Below are 24,339 nucleotides of genomic sequence, written 5' to 3'. Positions count from 1 at the left end.
TAGCGTATTTTCTGTATTTGTCGTAATACGTTGATTCTGTTTCTGTTTCATCTTATACTTCATTTGTGCGCCTCTTTTCGTATGTGGGTATTGTTCTTTGGTCGGAACAACGATTCCCAGTATACTAAAGGCGCATTTTTCATTCAAAGCTCAAATTACTTCATTACAGGAATGGCTCCTAATGCACGCAATTGATCATGTGTGCCACGCTCGGCAATCGTTCCCTTGCAGATCACGAGTACTTGCTCAGCTGCACGAATCGTTGTTAGACGATGAGCAATAATAAGTACCGTTTTGCCTTGAACCAATTGGGCCAGACCTTGCTGGATCTTGTGTTCATTCTCTGCATCCGCGTAGGCTGTCGCTTCATCCAGGACCAGAATGGGAGCATTTTTGAGCAATGCCCGTGCAATCACAATTCGCTGTGCTTCACCGCCAGACAGGTACGTGCCGCCTTCTCCGATTTTGGTATCATATCCGGCATCCAGTTTCTCGATAAATTCATGACAGCAGGCAGTTCGAGCCGCAGTTATAACGTCCTGTAGTGAAGCCGATGTATTACCCATCCGAATATTCTCTTCAATCGTATCGTAGAACAGATGTACATCCTGAAATACAAAGGACACGGTATCCATCAGTTTCTCCGTCCCCATCTCCTGAATCGGAATCCCACCAATCGTAATCTCACCTTCCTGCACATCCCAGAAACGAAGCAATAGGTTGGCAATGGTTGACTTCCCACCACCCGAAGGTCCGACAAGTGCGGTCATCTCTCCTGCTTTGGCTACAAAATTAATCTGTTCAAGAACAGGTTTATACGCTTCGCTCTCCTTGTGTTCATAAGCAAAAGATACCTGCCGAAAGGCAACCTCATATGTATCCGGAACTTTGGGCAACTCAGGTTCTTGTACAACCGGCTCGGCAAACACCGATTCAATCCGTTTCTGTCCTTCCACAATCTCTCGCATCCCACTACCTAGATACATTAACTTCAATAACGGAGCAGATAGACTCGGGGTAATGATCAGAAACAGAATAAACGTGATCGCAAACGACTGATTGCCCGCATTTCCACTCGACAGCAGAATACCCACCGGAACAATGAAGGTAAATAACGAGATCATGATGACAAAAAACAGCCCGTAAGATGTTTTATATAAATCTGTTATTTTCAACGAAATATCCCGGTAACGCGTCACTGCCTGTTTGAACGTCAGAAACGAATCGGCTGTAATGCCAAATACTTTCACTGCCGGCATACCTCTCACATACTCGACACCCGTCGCATTCATCGCTTCAACCGCATGTTGAAAGTCGCGATAAGCCTGACGGCCGCGTTCGTTGCGGAAGATACGACTTTGCAGCCAGAACCCGATTCCAATCGGAACCAAAAGCGTCAGCGCCATGCGATAATCGAGCCAGAACAAGTAACCCAGCAGCATCAGTGGAATGACGATCGCACTCACCAGATCCGGCAACTGATGGGCGATAAACTTCTCAATTTTCTCCACACTGACTTCGATGATCTTCTTCAGCTCACCGGTTGCCGTCCGGGTGTGATACCCCATGGGTACTTTGGCAATATGCTCCGCAAGTCTCACTCTGAGCTGGTACAAAATGTTGAACGCAGCGATGTGTGAACACATCCCCCCGATATAGAGTGAAATTAACCCTGCGATCAGGGCTACCAATGCAACGATCCCCCAATAGATCAACAGATCTCTGTCCATGGCAGAGGGTTGCCCCGCATGGGTTAGCAGTTCCTCGACAATCTTGTACACCCCGATAAAAGGAACAATCTGTAACAGACTCGACAGGGTCGAGAAGATACTCGCTGTAATCAGCAGACCTTTATGCTCCTTCGTCACTTGCATTAACCCGGATAGTTCAGATGTGTTGTTCATCTCATCCCTCCTGATACTAATAATCATTCTCAATATAACGCAGTGCTATATACGCACATTAATATCTCATAGAGTCCAGAATGATCACTACCTCTTCACGGAGCAATACTACCTCTTCACGGATTATTGTTGTTTCACAGCTGCTTATAAGCCCTATTGGACATATGACCTCGTCGCTTAACTTCAGAATGACTGGTAAAGTATTTACATTCTCGCCAAGCAAAAGAAGTATTGTTGGAGAAATCGTTTTTTTTATTTGTATAGATAAATATGACTTCTTTGATCTATAACACCCGCAATATTTTCCATTTCGTATGGATAAATATGTGAAAGGATGACTTATATCATTAAGCAGTAAAAGCCGCCATCGATGATGGCGACCAGGGTTTCAATTCATCGGTGTATTGGATGAATTGTGTGCTCTTGCAGTCAAATCTCGTTGAATTCAACTGTTTGTATGTTATAATATATTTTATCATGTTATAACATACAAAAGGAGTGATGCAATGCAATCGCCAGCATTAACTATTGGAGAACGGTTAAAAGAAATACGAGCAACTAGAAATCTTACACTTGAAGATGTTTCTAAACTAACTGATGTAAGTAAGCCTATGCTTGGACAGATTGAAAGAGGGCAGTCTTCACCAACGATTACAACTCTTTGGAAAATCGCAGTAGGCTTAAAAGTTCCTTTATCTTTATTATTGGAAGAGCTTGAAGATGAGTGCAGTGTGGTTGATACAATGTCCAAAGACGCTATCATTGAAAATGATGGAAAAATGAGAGCATTTCCTGTTTTTCCTTTTGACCCTACCCGTAATGTTGAAATATTCTATATCGAAATTGATCCTGGATGTCACCATCCATCTACAAGGCACCTTGATGGTGTGGAAGAATATGTTTTTGTGGTACAAGGTATGTTAGAAATGGTAGTCAACACAAAAAAAATTGTTCTAAGAGAAAAGCAAGCACTCCGCTTTCGTGCTAATGTTTTTCATTCCTATAATAATCTCTATCAAGAACCATGTGTCATTTACAACATGATTTTTTACCCAAGAACATAGGCAAGTTTCATCTATGATCTTCTAAAAAATATTTAAAAATGAGGTGTGATGATTATGGCAATTGAAAGAGTAAAAGATTTTTTTAAACAATATGGTATGGATTCTCAAATTAAAGAATTTGACGTATCTAGTGCAACCGTGGATTTGGCTGCATCTGCATTAGGTTGTGAGCCAGAGAGAATCGCAAAAACACTTTCTTTTATGTTGAATGGACAAGCTGTTTTAGTAGTTGCCGCCGGTGATGCAAAAGTGGATAACAAAAAATTCAAAGAGTATTTCAAAACAAAAGCAAAAATGCTTTCTCCTGAGGAAGCCATTGATATGGTTGGTCATGCCATTGGAGGTGTTTGTCCATTTGCTATCAAAAATGATGTTTCAGTTTATCTAGACATATCTCTAAAACGTTTTGAGACAATCTATCCAGCTTGCGGGAGTAGCAATAGTGCTATTGAACTTACAATAAAACAATTAGAAAAATACTCTAGTTTTTCAGAGTGGATTGATGTATGTAAAGGATGGAATGATTGATTTATAGTAGTTCTATATGGGGTAGCGCCAACATTTTGACTGATTCATACGCTAAATATCAGCGGACATTTGCTTCAAGCAGGAAAAATTTGCTGTCTTTGCGCGTTAACGTCCTTAGCGTATATTTTCGTTAAAATGTTGGCTGTACCCTCACTCAACTATGAAAAGCTCTCCAGAACGAACCCTCTGTATTAATGATGTCCTTGATCTCGACAAAAGGAATCGTAAACGTTGGAAACCCCGCTGCATAAGGTGCAATATCATATGGGTTGAAGTAGAGATGCAGAGCATCCGCTGTGACAAAAAACGGTTGATCCGCACTAATCCCCGTATAGGTGTCCGGAAACACATACGAGTATTGAGGATCATTTTTGATCTGATCCCCCACAATCTGGCTTAACACTTTTACGTAGTCACTATCCGTTTTAAATAAATCCTTCAGCTCATACAACTGACCATGCGTCAGATTAATGATCGCGTAGATCATCGTAGGCATACCATGCGCTGCACCAGCCGGGTAGTTATAACCTGTAAGTTGCAGTTGCAGCAATTGCTGCTGGTAGAACGTAATATCAAAATCCCCTGTATACGTGTAATCCAGCTGCTGATTAGCAGGAATCGGTTTAACCTGGGAGAGCTTCTTCAACTTGGCATTCAGCGCAAGCTGCTCCGCTTGGTTCGTTAATCCCTCCACCTGCGGATAATATACGAGATAGTCCATGTTCGGTTTATACTTCTCTTCCCGTACACGGTAAGGCGGATGAAGTGGAACGATTGTATTTTGCCGCCAGATGATCTGTCCGGCACGGTTCACATAAGATAAGCGCTGATCTACATAGGCCTTAATCAGATCTGGTGCTACGACCTGCAGCGTACCCGAACCTTCAACATGGGGATACCCAGCGGCAGGTCTTCCACTCAGATCCAGCAGATAGGTTTGTCTGCCATCCGATGCGGAAGCAAGGCCGTTTTTGTAATTGCCTACTTCACGATATAGGAACTCCGTAAGTCTTCTGCCATTGGTATCTGCAATCGCGTATACAGAGCCAATGTAAGGCTGCTCCGGATGAATTGCTTGCCCCAGCGCATAACGATGCTCGCCTAGTTCGCGGATGTCATTATACGCGGGTTGAATGATAAACGATCCTTGCGTATTAATAACACCGTAGATCGATTTGTAGTCCTCTGCTGTATTAACAATCGCTTGCCCGTCGCTAAAAGGAAATGCCGATGAAAATTTGGGCTGAATGCGAATATTACCCCGTTCGTCGATGTAGCCATATTTGCCCGAGGCCTCTTTTTGAAAAGCCAGCAGTCCATCCCCTAGTGGTCCCACATAGGCATATGGATACGTTGCGAGCCGATGTCCATTGCGATTAATGAGCGCATATTCATTGTCCTTAATCTGCACGACCGCTTTGCCATCTTGAAAATCGTTCGCTGACGCGAACTGTGCCGGAATCACCTCATTGCCCGACACATCCAGATAACCATACAGACTCACCGATCCATCTGCCTGACCAGGGTTTGAATCGTAAAACAACGCTCGGCCGTCGTTCATATTCGAGATATACGGGTAAGCCCGTTTGGTCAGGACTGTACCTTGTTCATTAATCATCTTAAATCCTTGAGGATCAATTGTTATCGCCCGTTCTTCGGAAAAGGAATTGATGGAATCGTATACAGGTTGAACGACATACTGTCCCTGAAGATTAATAACGCCGGCATGACCATCCTTCACAACCACAGCCAATCCATTGGGCTGAAACTCTTGCGCGTCATCCAGAACAGGTTCAAGTCGAATCTGGCCATGGGCATCCATATACCCCCAACGCGTCCCACTCGTGGTTCGAACGGAGATTGGATATAACCACGTCGTTACCCGGGTATGGCTTATAGGGACCATCGCTTGTTTAATTTTCTTTTCCAGCTCCTGTAGTACCTCTCTGGAAGGATACGCTTCCGGGAAAATGAGTGCCTTCTGAACGGAAGCGAGTGCTGCCGGATACTGGCCGGCGTGGTACTGAGCATCCGCAAGGTAATACCAGTAAAAGATATAATCAGGATATTGCTGGGTTAGTTGCTCGTAATATTGAACCACTTTTGGATAATAGGTTGCATATACGTCCGGTGCAGGAACCCATTTCCCATTCTGCCATCGGATAATCTCCACACGATAGGCTTCACCTGTGTCATGTATCCAGAGTGCAATCTCTACCTTGCCATCTCGGCCATGCGAACCAGGCATATCTATAATCTCTGCATAGCTATAATATAGATCGTCAGGTGCCAAATCTTTGAGCCCTGATTCAGTCCACTCATATACGGCAAGCTTAGACCAAATAGAACCAATCCGCCAACCGATGATGAGATTGTTCCTTGCAGTAAAAGTTACAGGGGCTGCAGTCATTAAAGTCACCCCATACCCCAATCCCTTAATTAGTGCCATCTTGATCCAATGTCCTTGAACAAATTTCAGAATGAGCAAATATAGCTCACCATTCAACTGATAGACTGCAGCAATCTCCGGCATACCGTCACCGGTAAGATCTGCCGCATAGATCGCTGGATGTTGAACAGGTTTATCAATCGTGACGACCGTTGCACCAGCCGGAATATGTTGATTCACAATCTGCGTTAACAGCGGTTCGCTCATGGACATCTCAGTTTCCTCCCTTATGACCGTATTCGCCTAATGGTATGCGTCATAAATCGGGATATGACATGTAATTCATTTTATATAAAATGAACTAAAGAATATTCACACTTACCACTCCGATGACAGAACAACCTTTCGATCGCTTGTTATCATCCGATTTTTTTATTCAATTTTACAAAGGTGAATATCTGGCGATAAAGGCGAGTGTATGCTTTCGAAGCAGCTTTCTTACAGAAAGCTTTTAGCTCCGCTTCTTCAGGTTCTTTCCGTCCGCTGCGTTCTCGTGTGAAGGTTTAGTTAAATTCATATAGTTAACTGATTCACTTTTTAATTATTCATCTTGTAAAGTTACTCTCTCCCCATTGATTAGCAGGTAGCTTACATCATTCACCGGAATGGTCTTAGGGGATATCCACTTGATGAGATCCTGATCCAGCTGGAGGAAACCGGATGCGCCAAACAACTTTGTACCATCCTTCAGGTGAACTTCAATACTCAGATCCTCCATGCGAATCTTGCTCAGTGCCTCACCTGTAAGCGTGACGCCAACCGAGGAAAGAGTTACATTTGCCTGTAAGACTCCATTTGCATCAAGCTGAACGTTTCCTGTTTTACTCAAACCATTTTCACTCAAGTTAAAGGTCGTTTTCCAATTTCCCTGCACAACTTCACTAATACTCGTAAAGCTGCCTTGAAGTCTCAGCTTATCTAATTCGTCAACAGCAGACAGATCATACACAAACTCCTCATAATCTCCTCCATATCCGACCCCATCTTTCATATAATGTCCATAGCTAACGGAATATTCAGGTATATCGAGTTTTTGACCTTGCTCATCCGTGAAGTAGAAATATCCATGATTATACTCGCCTATCTCATTATTCGGATTAATCTGAATGTGTAACTTGCCCTCCACAAAACCTATATTGGAAATATGCATCCAATCAATACCCTCAACAGAGATATTCGTTACATCCTGATGCAGTACCGGAATGGGATCGGTTTCCATTTGAATATCAGTTTTACCTCCCAAGCCACTTATACGATCTTGATCCACGATATCATAGTTATTGTTTTGCTTTTCTTGTAGCAACTGCTCCCAGTCCACTTGTACGTTGTAACCATCTTGTCGAGATGCACCTGACATTAGTGTATTGATCTGAACGGTAATCCGATTTTTGCTGACTTTTCCTTGAATGAGGAATCGAACAATAGCCGTTTTATTAGCTTCATCATAATGAATAATCTGAGCGTTGTTTGCATTACCTCCGGTTACCCTGTAATCATATACATCCAGCGTATCGTCAATACGATGTCCGGTCAGATCCGACAATGAAACATAGATCTCCGTTGTATCTCCGTCCCTGACAGCACCAATAACCTCCATACGAATCCCTTGATCTTCACTCACCTGATGAACAGGCTGAAGAATACCTATTCGATCTGCCCCCAGAAAGTGAAGAACAGCAGACAGGTCAATGATGCCCACCGATGCAGCTGCCCCTGTAACAAGACATAACGATAACGCAGCGGTTACAGGAATATAGATGGCTTTGCGATACTTTCTTCTCCTATTCATGGACTTCTTGGTCTGTGCGGATGGATATAATATAGGTGGATAAAATGATGAATCTGATCTCGTAACGGTTGGTGGTTCATTCATCGCCAATTTATCATAGAACAACTTTTTAATATTAAAGAGGTTCTGCTCAGTGAATTCTTTCTCGGATTTTCGCATTTGATCGCCTCCTTTATTTCCTGTTCATCCACCATGTCCTCAATCGTTGCCTGGAGCGATAAAGCTTGTTATGGACTTGCCTAACATGTAGGGACAATGCTTCCGATATCTCATGGGGTCTCTGTCCTTCGTAAAACCGACGTTTCATAATCTCCCGTTCCGGTTCCGGAAAAGAGTCAATCATTTGATTAAGTTCCGTATATGTTTCTTTACTGACCATCTGAACCAACAAATCATCCGTTTGCACCGAATGAATCTCCTCTTCATATGTAAGCTCAGATCTTCGATTGAGTTTCCGGTAGCGATCAATCGCTTTATGTTTTGTGATCGTTGCAAGGTAGTTTTTCAGGCTACTTCGCCCAGATTGAAACGCATCCGGATTCTGCCAAAAAGCAAAAAAAGTATCTGCTACGCATTCTTCAATCTCTTCTGCCGATGCATGATGTAGGATGGAATGAGCAATCTTCCATAACAAACCTGCGTAGTGGTTCATCACCCATTCCATGGCTTCAGGATCACGATTCGCTACTGCCTTCCGTATCTGTTCTTCTTCCACGATTACATGTACCCTCCCTTCCATGCTCATATCACGAATGTTTGTATTGATCCGTGCTACCTACCTATATTCGTTTAATAAATGACTTTTACTTACTCCACGATAAAAAAGATTTGCATTGACCTTGTGGCCTTCTGCAAATCTTTTATATTCTATAATACATCTTATTTAATACATCATATCGCTACATGTGCCTTCGCTTGGATTAGAACCAGTATCAAGCCTCTTCTTGCACACTTAGCTGCACATACTGGGTGAGACGACAATACTGAAATAACAATAGCTCTTCATCGCCTTGTCCAAGAGCAACGCTACGTCCTTCCTTGATGAGGTGACTCAACAACTCATGCAGGAAATTCATCTGCAACCGCAAGGATTCCGCTGTGAGCTGCTCAAGTACCTCAATATCTCGGATCGTAAACTGGGATAACCCACGCAGGAGCAACTCTTCTGACCAGCCGTTAATTCTCTGCATGAACTGATTATATTCTTCCAAGTCTACCCATCCTCCCATTACCGATATCCAGTTTCAGACTGAGCACCGTTTGACCCTTCAGGAAACTAATTGGGCTAATCCGTTTGGGTTCCACACGTACAAAGGCATAGAAGTGTTCAAGTGATTGGGAACCATATCCTGACTCCAGTCTTTGGATCATCGCCTGCCAGTCAGATGAGTACGGGAGAGTGAATGCCAATCTTTCCCCTTCCGTATTCTCCACCGTCAGGACAAGGTCCTGCGTTTGTTTGACAAAGCTATGGTCCACAATACGAGCAGCTTTGATCACAGCCAATCGTTCTTTGGGAGCAGCAAACAAGTCGAGCGATCGCGATTCCTCTTGAAGTACAGACGTTACATCTTGCATGGTTTTGCCCAGATTTAACGTTTCCACACCCGTTCGTGGCAAAATCGTAAGCTTGGCACCTTCCCCGGAAGAGATCCGGCGTTCTTCATTCACTTTAATGGAATGGAATTGAACTTCTTCACCCACAAACTGGCGAAAGGTCAGATTAGGCAACCATGGTGTGAATGCACCATAATGCTCTGTATACGAGAACTGCTGATCATCGTAATATACAGCACGTACATCGCTATAGGTGTAGATTTCCGCATCATCGAAACAATAGAAATAATAGGTGATTCCCCGGAAACCGGATCGTGTCTCCCACGCATCAGCTCCCAGACCATACAGGTGAAGTGAAGGAACCGTATAGTATCTACTTCGAAAACTACCAATGAGCTGACTCTGCTGAATGACAGACACCTTTTCTTCTTCAAGAACCTGGAGTGCAAGATACAGCTTACTTACCCGATCCAGCATGGATTGCATGGAGAAACGTATATGTCTGTTAAAAAACAACTGTAGTTCCCCTTGAATCCCTCGCAAACTACGTTCTATGTCAGGCAGGTTGCCACTATGAGCTGCAATTGCCAAAGTCTCCAGTTGTGCCATATACGACTGAGGAAGGCGGGCCAGTCCCGTCTTCAACAATCCTGCCAGCATAACCCGACATTCCTGCACTGTCTGAAGAGAGAACTTGGCTTCGTACACCCGTCCACTTAATGCCTCCGTATCATTCAGACCTTTTAGATTCCGGTACCGTAGCAAAGCTTCAAGCTTGGCCATTTTCCCAGCTGTCTGCTGCACCTTACATAGTGCTTTTGCAAGGTTCGGTTCCTCAGTATAAGACACCTCGATATTCTGGGTGGTCAGATGAACCGTAAGAAGTGAATCTTCAATGATCTTAATTTCCTCTGGGTATCTCAGTCGGAAAACAACTTCCTCAATCATGGAAGAACTATACGATTTAATTAACACGGTAAGGTCCGACTCCGTCATCCATCGGAAACGAGACTCGATCTCACGTGATACCGTATGTTGAACTTCGCTTGGATCGTCCACGTTTGATACTAAGTTTGTTACTGATTCTGCTACTGATACTTCTTTTGGTACGTCCAACGGAACATTATCCGATATCCCTGAGTCCTTATCCAGCGCATGCTTCTCGTCCGCACTCATCGAATCCTCTGATGAATGTTCCCGTTGTTCGTATAGTATGGCAATCAGTACATGCTTGCAGATATGTTCTGACGGACAGGAACAATCCCAATGATCCAGCGTATTCTCCAGCGTGCAGTGTGTCCCATCACTGAGCTGGCAACTCACGGATGATTCGTTCCATGTATACGTTACACTCACACCGTTGTCCAACTCTTTCAAAGACCTTTTGTACAACCCCTTGTTGGCATAACGAATTAGATAATCCTCTGTACACAGCTTCGAAAAACTCCGGAATTTCTCCCTAAATCCACTCACTTCATCAACGCCCCGTTGCTCTCAGAATATCGTAGATCGTTTCACTAAATACGCGACCTGGAACGTTGCCCAGAGCAATAGGTTTGTTGTCACCATAGTAATAATATTGCTTGTTATTTGGTTTGAAGAAATGTAGGGATTCCAGGGTAATGTCATCCAATCCCTCGTAATACGTGATGCTCGTACCACTGAATTGCAATTCCGCAACAAGATCTCCGTACTCTTTATAAAATTCATGATACCAGCCGCCGTCCTGTGCCGGTCCTTTGATCCAGCCGTATTTCTCCAGTGCTTTGGGGAAAGCCGTTGGTGAAAAATCAGACTCAGGCAGACGATCGTATTCACTCTTTGTCTTGTCCTCATCTTCAGGCTGATGAATTTCACGATTCAGTTGCTCGAATGGCTGCTTGATCTCGTAATCCTCCAACTGCGTTGTCCAACCTTCAAGCGTCGCCTGATCCAGTTCCAGCGGGTGTATAAGTCCCACCTGCGCACCTGAAGGCAGATCAACCTCATCTTCATCCACAGAATTGAAGGTGCCATCCTCCATATAACGGAACGTGCTAATCAGAGCGCCATCCTCATACGTTCCCCAGATTAGACCAACAGCAAATTTCTGCATGATTACATTTTGTACAAACAGTGCTTTCCACTCATCGGCAGACCACAGACGTTGCTTGGACAATGACTCTTCCAGACGCTGCGCCTGAATGTTAACCATGGATTTGAGATCTTTTTTCAGCTGTGTGAAACGTGCCTTGGACTGGGCTGCCAATTCAAGATCATCTTTCTGTGCAGGAGCAGGCAGACTCTTCACGGATTTGCCCGTATCTTCATTTAAGACAACGACTTGTAAGTCTCCATTGACCTTAACCAGGAAGGAACGCTCTCCGTAACTCAGCTGCATGGTTCCTTTTTCATCAAAACCAAGTGTAGTGACCAGCCGATCCTCCAGTTGTTCCGAGGTAAGTCCCATATTATCGGCTGCAAGCTGCAATGCTTCTTCTGCTGCACCTTTCACCTGACGGTTCTTCACGCCACGTTTGATTTTATCGATCGCCATAAGAGCGGATGGATCTTTCAGATAAGCGAGCACTTTTACAGCATCTGCTGCAATCGCGCCACGACTGTTTTCTGTCCATTCCTTAATTTGCGGAGCCAGAATATTCACAATCTGAATATCGCCAAAGAGTGCTGAAACATACATCACCCACTTTTCTTTCGCGGGGGCACCTTCTTGAATCCAGACCTGAAGCAATTCACTTGCAAAACGAGCAAGCGATGCCTCACTTACGTAATCCCGTAATTCATTCAACCGTTCATTAGGACCGGATGTATGATCCAATGATTGGACCAAAGCATACTGCTTAATCCGTTCATCTAAAGGCTGATTGTCTTCAATACGTATCAGTGAAGGGAGATCTTTCAAGGACAACCAGCTCAGTCTCGACAACTTTTTGGCATCTGCCTGATCAGCGAGTGCAGCATGGGCATACTCTGGACTTAGATCTGCGGTATCCAGCAGAATTTGAATCAGGTTCTTCCAATCCTCGGACTTCTCTTTCTTCAAAAGCTCACCGTACAGTTCCTTGCTGTTTTCCAGACTGCGGATTGCGGTCAGAGCCATCTCTTTAATTCCCACTTTTTTCTCCGAGAGGTATACGAGCGTATACAAGTCCTGATCAGGAATTCGGTTGAATTCCGCTAACGCCACGCCGCTCGCCTTCTTGGACGAATCCTGCAGTCCGGCACGAATCGCTTCAGCCAATATTTTCTTCGATAACTCATCACGCTGTTCAAAGGTAATCTCCAGAATTAAAATGCGTGTATCCGTTGGCAGTTTCTTGTACTGTGTCAGTGCATAGTCCAGATTCTGCTGAATGATTCGGCGGTATTCGTCATGCGGCATGGATTTGTATCTGTAGTCGGTCATGCCATTGAGTGAGATCAGGCTGGTTAGCAATTTCTCGCGTTGCACCTCAGGATCTTGCCCATAACGTTGAAGCAGCTGCTCTCCACTAAACGCGTATGAATTGTACATGTCCGAGATAATATCCAGCGTCCAATCGGGATGAGTGGTCAGGATTGCGAACCTGCGCATCGCCTCCGAGTCCAAGGGCAAAAAACTAATACTAATGAGGTTGTGAACACGCTTCTTATCCCGATTCAGTTGATTAAACAACCCGCGACTATTTGGATCCTCCCAATATTCCTCCAGGGTGTTTTCCCCACTTAAGTATCTTGCAATCGCAAGTCCTTGACGTCCCCCGTCCAAAGGATGCCGAAGAGCGTTAAATACCGCTTGCTCCAGTGACCCCTCCGCATTAGGCAATGTCAATCCTTGATCCTCCATGAATTTCTGAATACAGAGTTTGAGGAATGGCGGTTTGATAATCTCGTATGCTCGAATCGCTTGTTCAGGACGATTCGCGATCGCGGATTGTAACATGTTCCAAGATACCGTGTACGAATTAAGCTCGTCCCGCAACATTTCAACCAACTGATAAGGCTCATCCAGAGGCACAAGTCCAGCAAGCAGATCATTTGGACTCTTTGCTCTAGGGTCCATGCTCAGCAAGTAACGGCGAACTTCAAGTGGATAAATCTCATGTAATTGATGTATTGTGTGAAGCAAAACATGCCCAATCTCACTATTTGTATCAAGGAACCGTTGTTTACCTCCACTAATGTTAATCAGGTACAACAAGGCACCACTCACAAGCACCATAGTTTGATGGAATACAGTGTGTGAACATTGCTCTTTTGGAGAGAAAGACGTATTCGGATACAGCTCAGCTATGAGCTGACTACGCTTCTCCTTGAGGAATTCATCCTTCAATTCTTGGGAAGATCCGTTATGTTTTCCTTGAATATTACTAACCACGACAGGTTCAATCAACGTATGTAGCTCGTCCCGCAACTTATCTGCATCATTAGCCATCATATGTTGAAACAACACTGGTAACGATTGAACAGAAGATTGAACCTCTGCAAGATGAGAAGCCGTGTCACTGAGTTTTGAATATAGTTGCAGCAGCATTAATGCATTAATTACATCCCGGTAATCCCCTTGACTGTCCGCTTTTTTGGAATCAAAAAGCCACTGGGCACGCTTTAATTTACTCTTTAATTCATTCAAAATTTCGTTCTCGCCTGCAAACTGTTTGATCTTCTCCAACCGGGACAACAATCCATCCATGCGATCAGCACTTTTGCTCTTCCCGCTTAATCCGTAGGCTTCGGAGTCACTTCCCATACATACAGTAAAGGCATCTGTTCTCCATGAATTTCTTTTGGAATAATTGGATTCCAGATATATCACAATAGCCCCGGCACGGTAAAAGATATCTCCATCGTCTTTTTTGGCAAGCTTCATGAGCAGATCAATCGTTTGATACACATAATGACTCGAATTTCCCATCATATCCGGGAACTTGTCTGTCGTTCCCAAGACGTAATCGATAATTTCGGAGCTTCGATCTGTTTTTAATGAATACTCGTTTGAACAGGTTACTGCGAATTTCTCCACCAAAGTTTCAACTGCGCGGTCTGCAGTAAGCATTACACATTCCTCCTTGAATTTAAGTGATGATCTCGCCAATCCAATCCGCGAGTTCGTTAGGCGTAATTGCTGCTACATGTGCGCCCATATTGGTTAATGTCTGTGCGGCATGTTTGTTATAGACTGAATCCCCGTTAAAATCGAGCGCGGTGAGAACCAGTAGCTTAGATCCTGCATCAATGATATCTTTACAGGCTTTGTACATTTGCGCGATTGGGTACCCTTCCTCCAGATCACTGACCAGAATAAAGATGGTTTTGCCTGGATTATCGATTAACGTCTCGCCATAACGCAACGCTTTGGTAATATGTGTCCCCCCACCGAGCTGTACATTCATGAGCACGTCTACGGGGTCTTCCAGCCTGTCGCTCAGATCAACAACCTGCGTATCAAATATGAATAATTTCGTGCGCAGCGCATTCAAACGGTAGAAGATGCTCGCCATTACCGAACTGTAGATGACTGAATCCAGCATACTGCCACTCTCGTCCACACCAATGATGATGTTCCACTTGTTATGGGGTTGTATATTCCCGTCGAAATATAGACGATCAATCACAAATCTGCGCTTGTTTTTATCGTAATTCTTCAAATTCTTGGTGATCGTTCGCTTGAAATTCAGATTGCGCAAGGATCGTACTGAACTGGAGGTATAGCGACTGCGCTTGCCCATGATACTCGCTCGGGTCTGAGATTCCAGCTTACTGCGCAGCTCTTCAACCACGGTTCGCACGATCTCCTTGGCGCTCTTTAACACCTCACCTTTCATCCGTCCTTTGAACTGCATAATGTTCTTGAGCAGATTCATGTTTGGTTCAAGGGATTCAAGTAACTTTTTGTCCGTTAACAATTCTGTCAGCCCATAACGATCAAGCGCCTGTTTTTCCAATATTTCTACCGTTGGTTTGGGGAATAGATCCCTGACCTTGTGCAGCCATTTGGGTACAGTCAGATTAGATGCACCGCGTCCCCCCTCTTTTCGATAACCTTGTTCTTCACCGTATTCACGGTTATACAGATACCCCAGAATCTCATCGATTTCCGTATACTGAAATTCAGCCGAAGTATATTGGTCTGTATTACACAACCCTTCTTCGGACGATTCACCGAGAATGAGACGCCATCGATTTAAGGTTTCAGCAGAATGTTGATCCCCTCGGTTGCTTCCATCCGGATTGGAACTTTCATTGATTTCTGTGATTTCGTCCGTTCTCCGGTTCGCTTCATTCATATTAGCTTCCATGCGGCAAACTCCTTTCGAAGCGCTTCATCCCACGTCTTGGACTGAATCAGCATCTGTTCATCGACCGCAGGTCTCAACATCTCCTCTGGTTCAACCTGATGCAGACTCGCCACACGTTCAGCAATCAAGCCCGTCTCCATTGGTGTAAAGTAGGTGAATGCCAGCCTTAATTCCGGTACCATACTGATGAAATCCTCGTATGACAGCTGTTCAATCAGAACATTCAACTCGGACAACAGCTGATCTTCATATAAAAAAGCGTCACGTGCTACAGTGAATACGCCCTGTAAAAAAAGTGCTGTTTGACGGGTCTGATCCGGTGTACCATGGATATACCCGCGAGCACGATTAACAATCTCTTCCCTGGGCCTGTCACCGAGCCCTGAGGAAATAGCCACACACACACCCTCCAGCTGAGCCGGAAGCTGGTGATCAGACAGAAGCTCATTCAGATGTATTCGGAAAGTCTCATCCTGATAATACCCATCTGATGACTCCGCGAGCATGGCTAGCAGCTTCAATCCCTGAATAATGGCTTCATGTTCATCCGGATTGGCTCTGGAGAGCTGTAACAACTTGTCCACGGCGTTCCTATAGGCTTCGGATACCAGATCAGGGAGATGTTGCTCGTCAGATAATCCCAGCAACCTGCGGTGTTGATGAATTCGGTTCAAGACATGCAGACTGTTACATAAGGATAGAAAATTTCCGTCGGTTCTCAGCGCCGAGCGAACCTGTTCATAGAGTTTCATTGCTGTGTCCTGAAGTCCCATGAGCAACGCCTGAAGCATGAGTCGGGCAAGTTCACCGCTATGATGATCCGGTATTTCCTGCATCTGTTCTTCCATTTTGCGTGTAGCCGCTCCAGCAAGCGTTCCGCCATAGAGAGAGTTCTCTATCAATCTGGCTTCAATACGGGATGAGTACATATAAACCCAGGTTTCGCGAACAAGATTCATGTCACGCTCTGCGATCCAGTCTGGCCCCGATTGCCGTTTCGCAAATTCCGGAACCAGATAGGTGATGCATTGAATCAATTGGCTTATCTGACGATGCTCCGGTTTCGCATACAGATCCAGCACTTTCTTGTGTTGACCTGTTGTACGAATCTGCAGTTTGTACTCTGTACAACGCACCTTGAAGTCCTCCACGATGGGAATACTGAATGAATTGGGAGCCACGCTTCCAATGACGTCTCCTGTCAATAACTGCTGCAGCTCTTGCAGCGGTTTATCGGTCGCCAAGGTAAGCTCCCCCTTCACAAAGGAAGAGAGTGCTGCATCCATCAACTCATAGACGCCGCCTTCCCTTTTACCACGAAGCCCGGCAAGACCTTGAATCATGCTGTACGCCTCAATCGCATCACTCGTTGATACATGTTCGTGACCATCCCGCAATTGGCGCATCAGCCGGGATAACAAGTCCAGAGCCGTTAGATTATATGGTGTACTCTTTTTGCGAAGCAGCTGGTTCCAGATCTGATCGTAATAATTTACATAAGGCATGCCGCTCGCATATCCATTGAGCCGATCCGCTTCAGCAAAGGTATAGACCATCGGGTACATTTGTTGGTGAACCGTATCTGGATTAACCGCACTAAGTTGAGACGTACCTGGTTTATCTTGTCCATCCAAACGTTGGTCTGCATGCTGTTTATCCATTTCTGGCTGTTCCAATTGGGATTCATGTTTCTCTGGCATCAACAGTCCATACGTATGAAATCCACCGGTAATGACAAGCACACGGTCATGCTCAAGTACCGCTTCTTGAATACGTTGTTTCATATATGCTTCTCTTGCCAGATCACCTGAAGACTGTAATCGTTCCGTGGAATAACACATTCGGGATAAAGTACAATACGTGAATACATCCTGCACGAATTCCTCAGTAGATTTCTCCAGACCGCCAATCTCAAACACCTTTTCCCACAATTCATCAAAACTGCGGCAGTTTGTTTTTTGGCATAATCGGTTAATGAAATCAGACCCCGCAAGCAAGGTTTCGTCCTGAATGGAGATCTCCTTTTGTTCTGCCTGGCGGGATTTGGATGCACGAGTGGAGAAGTGTTGATAGTCCAAATCAATAAACTTCGCCGGAATGCCCAGGCGTTTTGCTTCTTTTAAAGCTACATATTCAGGCGAATACCGAAGCATCGGATAATAGCAGGCTTCTCTCTCTAGTTCAGTCTCATAGGTATAGTACAGACTGACAGGAGGTATCGTTGCCTCATCACTCAGCACCGAAATTAATGGATTACCGCTCTCCGGTCCTTCGATCAGAATGATATCCGGCTTGTACTCCCCGATTAATCGTAACAAGTGATATGAACATGCAGGGCTATGGTGTCGTATTGGATAATAGACCGTATGATTACTCAGGTTATATACCTGGGACTCGAACAAGGATTGTAACTGCTCAACATCAGGGTCCAGAACTGCTGTTAACCGATCCATTTTCTCTCCTCATAATAGTCCTTCCACATTCCCTCTTCTCTGGAACGCTCTTTTACGACCTTGGAGAAATAGGTTTTGAGAATGGACAGATCCTTGTCGTTTTCCTTTGCAATGGTCCCCAGCATGTTCTGCACCAACCGATCCAGCCCAATAGCTTTATCTTCGTAATAATAGGAAGTCATCGCACTCTGGACATAGACAGACACCGCTTCCGCCGTACTCATGGATGCTTGAGGGGTGTCCAGCTTGTAACCTTCCCGTGTCATGCCGGTGCGCAGTTCCATAAATGTTGTAGCCAGCAATTCAACCACGTCCGGGTTAATTTCAATATCAATTCCACTATGTAATAACAGGCTTCGTGCCTGGGACTCAATAATTTTGGCTTCCATCTTTACGTTATGAATGGGCTTGATTGTTTCAAAATTGAAGCGACGTTTCAATGCACCACTCATTTCGTTAACACCTTTATCCCGAATATTGGCTGTAGCAATTACGTTAAATCCTGGCTGGGCAAACAGTACACCGCCATCCAGTTCAGGAATGCTCATGACCTTGTCACTGAGAATACTGATCAGACTATCCTGCGCTTCGGCGGGACAACGTGTAATCTCTTCAAAACGGGTTAGAATGCCTTTTTTCATTCCGTTATACAACGGCGATGGTACAAGCGCGGCTTCCGAAGGGCCTTTATCGAGCAGCATGGCGTAATTCCAGGAATACTTAATCATATCTTCCGTCGTGCCTGCTGTACCTTGAATCGTGTTCAGACTGGTTCCGGAGATTGCTGCGGTCAGCAGTTCGCTCAGCATAGTTTTGGCTGTGCCGGGTTCTCCCACGAGCATTAATCCTCGATTGCCTGCCAGAGTAACCACTGCACGTTCAATTAACACGTCATTGCCATAGAATTTGCGGGTAATCGAGATTTCTTCTCCATTTAATACCGCAGGCTTATCCCTGCCAATAATAAAATCGCGCACATAGGCGGGAGATGACAGCCAGTTCGGGGGACGTTTTCCCTGATCTTCCTCTCGCAGCGCGCGTAATTCAACCTCGTATAATGTCTCGGCGGGTGGTTTAAGCATCTCCATCGTCAAGGTGTCTCCTCTCACATAAACAGATCGTATGTTCTTATTCCTATCATTTTATCACAGCCCTCGAACAACTACCCGGTAAAACGATAAAAATGGTTGAAACGTCCTTCTTATCAGCACTCTTCCTAAGTCCATGGACATAGCCTCTAGCGCAAATATGAAGGTGAACCACCCTTACAGCCGTGCCAACACACTGGTTTCGGCTCTGAATAAGCATGCTTATTACCCATGTAAACGCATTGTAGGCCATATGACCTTAGGATTCATTACACTTTTGATAATGTGTTTCAACCAAATGAAGCTGAATATCACAAAGAAAACACAGGCCATCACCAGCCTGTGTCTTCTTATATGTTCAAATTCCACCCAATATCTATGAATTTGGATCGAAACGAACCAATCTCTCAGAAGTCCCTACTTACATTCTACGACCGCATGAAGCGGAATACAGCTCGTACCACTCATATCGGGTAAGCTCGATCTTCGTTGCATCACGACAGGCCAGAATACGTTCTGGTCGAATCGAACCTATGACAGGCTGAATCCCTGCTGGATGCTTCATTAACCAAGCCAGTACAATAGACTCCGGTGTTACCCCACGCTCCTTGGCCATTCGATCAACCACTTGAGCCGTATGCTCAATCTCCGCGCGTTGTCCCTCAACTACCCTGCCAGTAAATCGTCCTTGAGCAAGTGGACCCCAAGCCTGCAGTTGAATATGCTCTGCCTGACAATATTCCATTGTGCCATAAGGAAATATGTTGTCTCTCGCTTGGGGCCGATTAACTGTCACACCGGCTTCTACGAATCCGATTTTGTCCAGACTCATCTCCAGCTGGTTCACAATCAGAGGTAATTTACTATGAAGCTGAAGAAGACGAATCTGTTCAGAACCCATGTTAGACACACCAAAATGGCGCACTTTACCGGAAAGATGCAGCTCAGCCAGTGCTTCTCCAATCTCTTGCGGATGGGCGAGTGGATCAGGACGGTGTAACAGCGAAATATCCAGATAATCGATCCCGAGCCGTTCCAGGATACCGTCCACACTCGCCAGGATATGTGCACCTGAGGTGTCATAACGCTGCGGTCCTTCATCATCACCTACAAGACGTATACCACACTTCGACTGTATAATGATCTGTTCACGCAAGCCAGGAGTTTCAGATAAAACTCGTCCCAATACATGCTCTGCCTTACCACGTGTGTAAATATCCGCCAGAACAAAGTGATTAATGCCTATTTCAATAGCTGCTTCTACCGCTCGATGACCTTCTAAGACAAGATCTGATGTAATGGGTAGCCCATCCCATTCACCCCCAAAGCGCATACAACCAAGAACAATTCGACTTGCCGGAATCTGGTGTTGATGCAAAGGAAGTTTTGCGTAAGACATGTCAGCGTTCACCTCATTTTCATTTTTCCAAGCATGATAACCGATTCTCTCTACCATCTCTTCTTCCATCTTCCTCTATTTTCCTGCTCTATCATCCATATGAAGAAAAAACAAGGTTTCAAAAGCTTGTGTATTGAATATATAGAGGGTGCAGATATTATGCAGAAATATGAGAGGAGATATTACCTTTGAACCCGAATGAACCCAACGAGTCCTCAAAGCCATCATTTTTCACGAAAGAATTCACACACAACCCTTACCCGGTATATGAAAAGTTAAGAAAAGAGGAGCCTGTTTTCAGAGTCATGTTTCCTCACGGGGAGTTCGGCTGGATTATTACCCGATATGAGGATGCAGTCCAGATCCTGAAGGATCCTCGCTTCACTAAGGATATCGCCAAACGTTATGGACCTGAAAATCAAAGTATCTTTGTCAATAACATGCTGTTCTCCGATCCACCAGATCATCGCCGTCTGCGCGGACTTGTACAGAAAGCGTTCACCCCTAAGTTGATTGCGGACATGAGAAGCCATATTCAAGAGATTGCGGATGATCTGTTGGACAACCTTGCGTCCCAAGAGAAAATGAATCTGATTGACGACTATGCTTTTCCATTGCCGATCATCGTCATTAGTGAGATACTCGGCGTGCCGCTGGAAGATCAGGACAAGTTCCGCATGTGGTCCAATTCAATCATTGATGCATCGAGCTCGGAACACGCCGAGATGTTTGAACAGCATGCCAGGGAATTCACCGAGTACCTGAATGCATGGTTCGCCAAAGTACGCAAAGATCCGGGGAACGACCTGATCAGCCAGCTCGTAACAGCAGAAGATTCCGGGCAACAACTGTCTGAAAACGAATTGCTTGGTGTAGTCTCCTTGTTAATCATCGCGGGTCATGAAACAACCGTTAATCTCATCGGTAATGGGATTCTCGCCCTGCTGGAGCATCCGGAGCAACGCGAACTGCTCATCAAGCAGCCAGAGCTTATTCACAATGCCATTGAAGAGATGCTGCGTTATAACGGGCCAGTGGAGTTCAGCACATCTCGCTGGGCTCTGGAAGATATTGAATTCCGTGGACAGCATATCGCTCAAGGTGAACTTGTCATTGTTGCGCTTGATTCCGCTAATCGGGATGAGGAGCAGTTCAAAGATGCTGATGTCTTTGATATTACCCGCGAGAAGAGTTCGCATCTGGCATTTGGCAAAGGCATTCATCTCTGCCTCGGAGCGCCGCTTGCTCGTCTGGAAGGTGAAATTGCCGTCAGCACACTTCTGAATCGTTTTCCAAATATGCAGCTACAGGCTGACGTAAATGAACTCGAATGGAGACCGGGCATGATAGTTCGTGGTGTCAAGGAAATCCCGGTTCAACTTAAATAATTGCTATGGATAATTGAAAGTGAGGCACATGACATCATGGAAATGAACACCTTGGTATGGATCGTTTTGCTGCTTCTGATCCTTGTGTTGCTGGCTAGAGTCACCAGCCTGCAGCGTCAATTGAATGAATTGAAAAGAGATGTGGAGCGTATAGAGAACGGTTCAACCGCAGGCACACGCTCCGACTTCAATTACAGCTTGTCGCCGAAGGAAGCCCTCCCTTCCAACACAAGCCAACCAGCCCAAACTGATCTGGATCAGGAACTGCTTACACTTATACAACAAGGGAAAAAAATTATGGCGATCAAACGACTGCGCGAAGCCAGAGGTCTTTCGTTGAAGGAAGCCAAAGACTATGTTGATTCCCTAGATCGGTAATATACAACTCACATAACTCTCGGGGGAAGTTAATCCAGACTTTCGGATGTCAACACAGACGCAGTAGAAAGGGTAGAATCTTCGTCCGAGAGTTTACTTTTCAAATGACATATGCTACTGTTATTTCTATATTACTAGAAATAAGAAATAAAGACGAAAGGACAGATCATGATGCAATCAAACTCGAATGAGATTGAACAAGTCGTCAAAATTCATAAAGCACTGGGCGAGCAAACACGCTACAAAATCATTCAGATTTTATCAAGCGAAAGCAACCTGTGTCCCGCCGATCTGGAGAACCGCCTTGTTACGGTTGCCCTATCGACTCTGTCTCATCATCTGAAACAGCTATCCGATTGCGGCCTGCTCACATCGCAGAAGAAAGGTACTTATATCTACTACAGCCTGAACACGGAGACCGCACAAAAATTTGTGCCCTATCTGCTAAATAAATAAAAAATTTGAGTTATATTTCTATATAATTAGAAATATTGAAACAACGCACAGTATTTATTAGTAAAACTAGGTCACCTAGTTTACGCTTATACCAATATTAATTATCTGGGTTTTAACATTACCATTCGCGCAGATGGGTTGAATTCAGAGCATTCATGTCTTGTTCTATCGTCTTTATTTCTATATTTCTAAAAATATAATAATTATAATCAGAAAGAGGTTATGTTTCCATGTCTTCTACGCTCAAAATCTATGTTCTTGCCTTGGTCAGCTTTCTTGTAGGAACATCCGAATATGTCATTGCTGGCATTTTGGATCGTATTGCAGATACCATGAATATCTCTTTAATCGCTGCCGGGCAACTCATTACGATTTTTTCGCTCGTATATGCGCTAGGTACACCTGTCATTATTGCACTGACTTCGCGCTGGGACCGTCGCAAACTGTTGCTATACTTCCTCGGTCTATTCGTTGTGGCTAATGTCCTTGCCTACCTGTTGCCGGGTTATGGGCTGTTCGTCGCAGCACGAGTGTTGATGGCTTTGGGCGCGGGTGTAGTAGTTGTTACGGCATTAACGGTCGCTTCCCAAATAGCGGCTGAGGGCAAACAAGCTAGTGCAATCGCCACAGTAATCACTGGATTTACGGCTTCTTTGATTGTTGGCGTTCCACTCGGAAGGCTTGTGGCTGCATCTTGGGATTGGAAGCTTGTTTTCGCAGGCATAGCCGTTCTTGGCGTTCTCGCCATGCTGGTAATCGCGGCTGCCATTCCGCCTTCCAAAGCAGAAGCGCCTGTTCCGCTGAAGAAACAACTATCTTTGCTCAAACAGCCACGAATTGTACTGGCACTGCTGGTGACATTTTTCTGGCTAGGTGGGTATTCCATTGCCTACACGTATATTTCCCCTTACCTTGTATCCGTTTCAGGAATGAGCGAAGCACTACTCAGTTCTGCTTTACTCGCATTTGGTATAGCAAGTCTGATCGGTTCGAAAGTTGGAGGATTCAGTGCTGACAGATTGGGTGTCAAACGAACGCTGATCACAGGCATGACATTGCATATCGTGAGTCTGGTCCTGTTGAATTTAACGGCAAGCTCTCATCTTGCTATCTTCCTTGTTCTGATTTTGTGGTCTTTTGCCGCGTGGTCCTCAGGTCCAACTCAGCAATATAATCTGATCACCATGGCTCCGGAATCCTCAGGCATTATGCTAAGCCTCAACAGTTCGGTAATGCAACTGGCGATGGCTGCCGGCGCAGGTATTGGTGGAATCGCGGTCAGCAGCGTTTCTTTACCATCCATCACCTGGATTGGAGCTGTGGGGGTCACTGTTGCCGTCATCATTGTTATAGGTTCGTATCGTTCAGCACCTGTCAAAAGTACACAAACCAATACATCGCACAACATTGCATGATATGAATTCGTAGTACAAAAGACAAACCAAAAAGAGAGGCACTGTATGAACCGCTCCCTGTAAAGTAGACAGTTAAAAAAACAAAAATTAGTTCATTGAGATACCTTAGCCCGGATGACGTGCTAAGGTATCTTTCTTGTTATACAGCTCTTCGGTATTCGTTCGGAGACAAGCCGCCCAAACACTCCGTGTA

At 44.9% G+C, this 24,339-nt stretch carries 17 protein-coding genes; 6 read left to right on the top strand and 11 right to left on the bottom strand.

The genetic code is table 11. The annotated features are described in order from the left end of the window. Window positions 1-155: 155 nt before the first annotated feature. Window positions 156-1,904 carry an ABC transporter ATP-binding protein gene (locus tag J7E78_RS28720; RefSeq protein ID WP_215080228.1) on the bottom strand — a complete coding sequence of 583 codons (1,749 nt, stop codon included), beginning with the start codon at window positions 1,902-1,904 and terminating at the stop codon, window positions 156-158. A 506-nt stretch (window positions 1,905-2,410) separates the two neighbouring features. Between J7E78_RS28720 and J7E78_RS28715 the strand changes: the two genes are divergently transcribed. Both J7E78_RS28715 and J7E78_RS28710 read left to right on the top strand, forming a co-directional pair. Further along, entirely contained in the window at window positions 2,411-2,968 is a 558-nt protein-coding gene (locus J7E78_RS28715; RefSeq protein WP_215080226.1) for a helix-turn-helix domain-containing protein, read from the top strand. A gap of 54 nt (window positions 2,969-3,022) precedes the next feature. Next, window positions 3,023-3,496 carry a YbaK/EbsC family protein gene (locus tag J7E78_RS28710; protein WP_215080224.1) on the top strand — a complete coding sequence of 158 codons (474 nt, stop codon included), beginning with the start codon at window positions 3,023-3,025 and terminating at the stop codon, window positions 3,494-3,496. Window positions 3,497-3,650: 154 nt separating this feature from the next. On the opposite strand, the gene J7E78_RS28705 is transcribed toward J7E78_RS28710, so the two are convergent. The 10 genes from J7E78_RS28705 to J7E78_RS28660 form a co-directional block, all read right to left on the bottom strand. Further along, window positions 3,651-6,158 (bottom strand): WG repeat-containing protein, encoded by a 2,508-nt coding sequence (locus J7E78_RS28705; protein ID WP_215080222.1) that lies wholly within the window; start codon window positions 6,156-6,158, stop codon window positions 3,651-3,653. A gap of 328 nt (window positions 6,159-6,486) precedes the next feature. Next, the gene (locus J7E78_RS28700; protein ID WP_215080220.1) at window positions 6,487-7,893 is read right to left on the bottom strand and encodes a hypothetical protein; all 1,407 of its coding nucleotides are present in this window, start codon (window positions 7,891-7,893) and stop codon (window positions 6,487-6,489) included. A gap of 13 nt (window positions 7,894-7,906) precedes the next feature. Beyond that, window positions 7,907-8,449 carry a sigma-70 family RNA polymerase sigma factor gene (locus tag J7E78_RS28695; protein ID WP_215080218.1) on the bottom strand — a complete coding sequence of 181 codons (543 nt, stop codon included), beginning with the start codon at window positions 8,447-8,449 and terminating at the stop codon, window positions 7,907-7,909. A gap of 217 nt (window positions 8,450-8,666) precedes the next feature. After that, window positions 8,667-8,945 carry a hypothetical protein gene (locus tag J7E78_RS28690; protein ID WP_215080216.1) on the bottom strand — a complete coding sequence of 93 codons (279 nt, stop codon included), beginning with the start codon at window positions 8,943-8,945 and terminating at the stop codon, window positions 8,667-8,669. Next, window positions 8,932-10,668 carry a hypothetical protein gene (locus tag J7E78_RS28685; protein ID WP_215080214.1) on the bottom strand — a complete coding sequence of 579 codons (1,737 nt, stop codon included), beginning with the start codon at window positions 10,666-10,668 and terminating at the stop codon, window positions 8,932-8,934. Before J7E78_RS28685 ends, J7E78_RS28690 begins: the two co-directional genes overlap by 14 nt. Before the next feature lie 100 nt (window positions 10,669-10,768). After that, entirely contained in the window at window positions 10,769-14,326 is a 3,558-nt protein-coding gene (locus J7E78_RS28680) for a DUF4132 domain-containing protein (protein ID WP_215080213.1), read from the bottom strand. 19 nt (window positions 14,327-14,345) lie between these two features. Beyond that, window positions 14,346-15,569: a VWA domain-containing protein gene (locus tag J7E78_RS28675; protein WP_251035326.1), complete on the bottom strand. Its 1,224-nt coding sequence runs from the start codon at window positions 15,567-15,569 to the stop codon at window positions 14,346-14,348. After that, entirely contained in the window at window positions 15,554-18,022 is a 2,469-nt protein-coding gene (locus tag J7E78_RS28670) for a DUF5682 family protein (protein ID WP_215080211.1), read from the bottom strand. The genes J7E78_RS28675 and J7E78_RS28670 overlap by 16 nt, the downstream gene beginning before the upstream one ends. Beyond that, window positions 18,010-19,110: an ATP-binding protein gene (locus J7E78_RS28665; protein WP_215080209.1), complete on the bottom strand. Its 1,101-nt coding sequence runs from the start codon at window positions 19,108-19,110 to the stop codon at window positions 18,010-18,012. The genes J7E78_RS28670 and J7E78_RS28665 overlap by 13 nt, the downstream gene beginning before the upstream one ends. Window positions 19,111-19,531: 421 nt before the next feature. Continuing rightward, window positions 19,532-20,509 carry an aldo/keto reductase gene (locus tag J7E78_RS28660; protein WP_215080234.1) on the bottom strand — a complete coding sequence of 326 codons (978 nt, stop codon included), beginning with the start codon at window positions 20,507-20,509 and terminating at the stop codon, window positions 19,532-19,534. A 188-nt stretch (window positions 20,510-20,697) separates the two neighbouring features. Between J7E78_RS28660 and J7E78_RS28655 the strand changes: the two genes are divergently transcribed. The 4 genes from J7E78_RS28655 (at window position 20,698) to J7E78_RS28640 (ending at window position 24,146) form a co-directional block, all read left to right on the top strand. Further along, complete coding sequence (locus J7E78_RS28655; RefSeq protein ID WP_215080207.1) at window positions 20,698-21,897, top strand: cytochrome P450 family protein; 1,200 nt, start codon at window positions 20,698-20,700, stop codon at window positions 21,895-21,897. 36 nt (window positions 21,898-21,933) lie between these two features. Next, the gene (locus tag J7E78_RS28650) at window positions 21,934-22,275 is read left to right on the top strand and encodes a ribosomal protein L7/L12 (protein WP_251035325.1); all 342 of its coding nucleotides are present in this window, start codon (window positions 21,934-21,936) and stop codon (window positions 22,273-22,275) included. A gap of 171 nt (window positions 22,276-22,446) precedes the next feature. Further along, window positions 22,447-22,731: an ArsR/SmtB family transcription factor gene (locus tag J7E78_RS28645; protein WP_215080230.1), complete on the top strand. Its 285-nt coding sequence runs from the start codon at window positions 22,447-22,449 to the stop codon at window positions 22,729-22,731. A 230-nt stretch (window positions 22,732-22,961) separates the two neighbouring features. Beyond that, on the top strand, window positions 22,962-24,146 hold the full coding sequence (locus J7E78_RS28640) for an MFS transporter (RefSeq protein WP_215080205.1): 1,185 nt from the start codon (window positions 22,962-22,964) through the stop codon (window positions 24,144-24,146). Window positions 24,147-24,339: the final 193 nt, after the last annotated feature.

This window comes from Paenibacillus polymyxa (genome assembly GCF_018614975.1).
In the GTDB taxonomy this organism is placed as follows: domain Bacteria; phylum Bacillota; class Bacilli; order Paenibacillales; family Paenibacillaceae; genus Paenibacillus; species Paenibacillus polymyxa_E.
This window is presented reverse-complemented; position numbering and strand designations above follow the sequence as displayed.

Coding starts and splice junctions, on each gene's coding strand:
- J7E78_RS28720 (WP_215080228.1), bottom strand. CDS start 1,904: ATGAACAACACATCTGAACTATCCGGGTTAATGCAAGTGACGAAGGAG.
- J7E78_RS28670 (WP_215080211.1), bottom strand. CDS start 18,022: ATGGATCGGTTAACAGCAGTTCTGGACCCTGATGTTGAGCAGTTACAA.
- J7E78_RS28680 (WP_215080213.1), bottom strand. CDS start 14,326: ATGCTTACTGCAGACCGCGCAGTTGAAACTTTGGTGGAGAAATTCGCA.
- J7E78_RS28710 (WP_215080224.1), top strand. CDS start 3,023: ATGGCAATTGAAAGAGTAAAAGATTTTTTTAAACAATATGGTATGGAT.
- J7E78_RS28665 (WP_215080209.1), bottom strand. CDS start 19,110: ATGGAGATGCTTAAACCACCCGCCGAGACATTATACGAGGTTGAATTA.
- J7E78_RS28675 (WP_251035326.1), bottom strand. CDS start 15,569: ATGGAAGCTAATATGAATGAAGCGAACCGGAGAACGGACGAAATCACA.
- J7E78_RS28650 (WP_251035325.1), top strand. CDS start 21,934: ATGGAAATGAACACCTTGGTATGGATCGTTTTGCTGCTTCTGATCCTT.
- J7E78_RS28645 (WP_215080230.1), top strand. CDS start 22,447: ATGCAATCAAACTCGAATGAGATTGAACAAGTCGTCAAAATTCATAAA.
- J7E78_RS28640 (WP_215080205.1), top strand. CDS start 22,962: ATGTCTTCTACGCTCAAAATCTATGTTCTTGCCTTGGTCAGCTTTCTT.
- J7E78_RS28700 (WP_215080220.1), bottom strand. CDS start 7,893: ATGCGAAAATCCGAGAAAGAATTCACTGAGCAGAACCTCTTTAATATT.
- J7E78_RS28660 (WP_215080234.1), bottom strand. CDS start 20,509: ATGTCTTACGCAAAACTTCCTTTGCATCAACACCAGATTCCGGCAAGT.
- J7E78_RS28715 (WP_215080226.1), top strand. CDS start 2,411: ATGCAATCGCCAGCATTAACTATTGGAGAACGGTTAAAAGAAATACGA.
- J7E78_RS28705 (WP_215080222.1), bottom strand. CDS start 6,158: ATGTCCATGAGCGAACCGCTGTTAACGCAGATTGTGAATCAACATATT.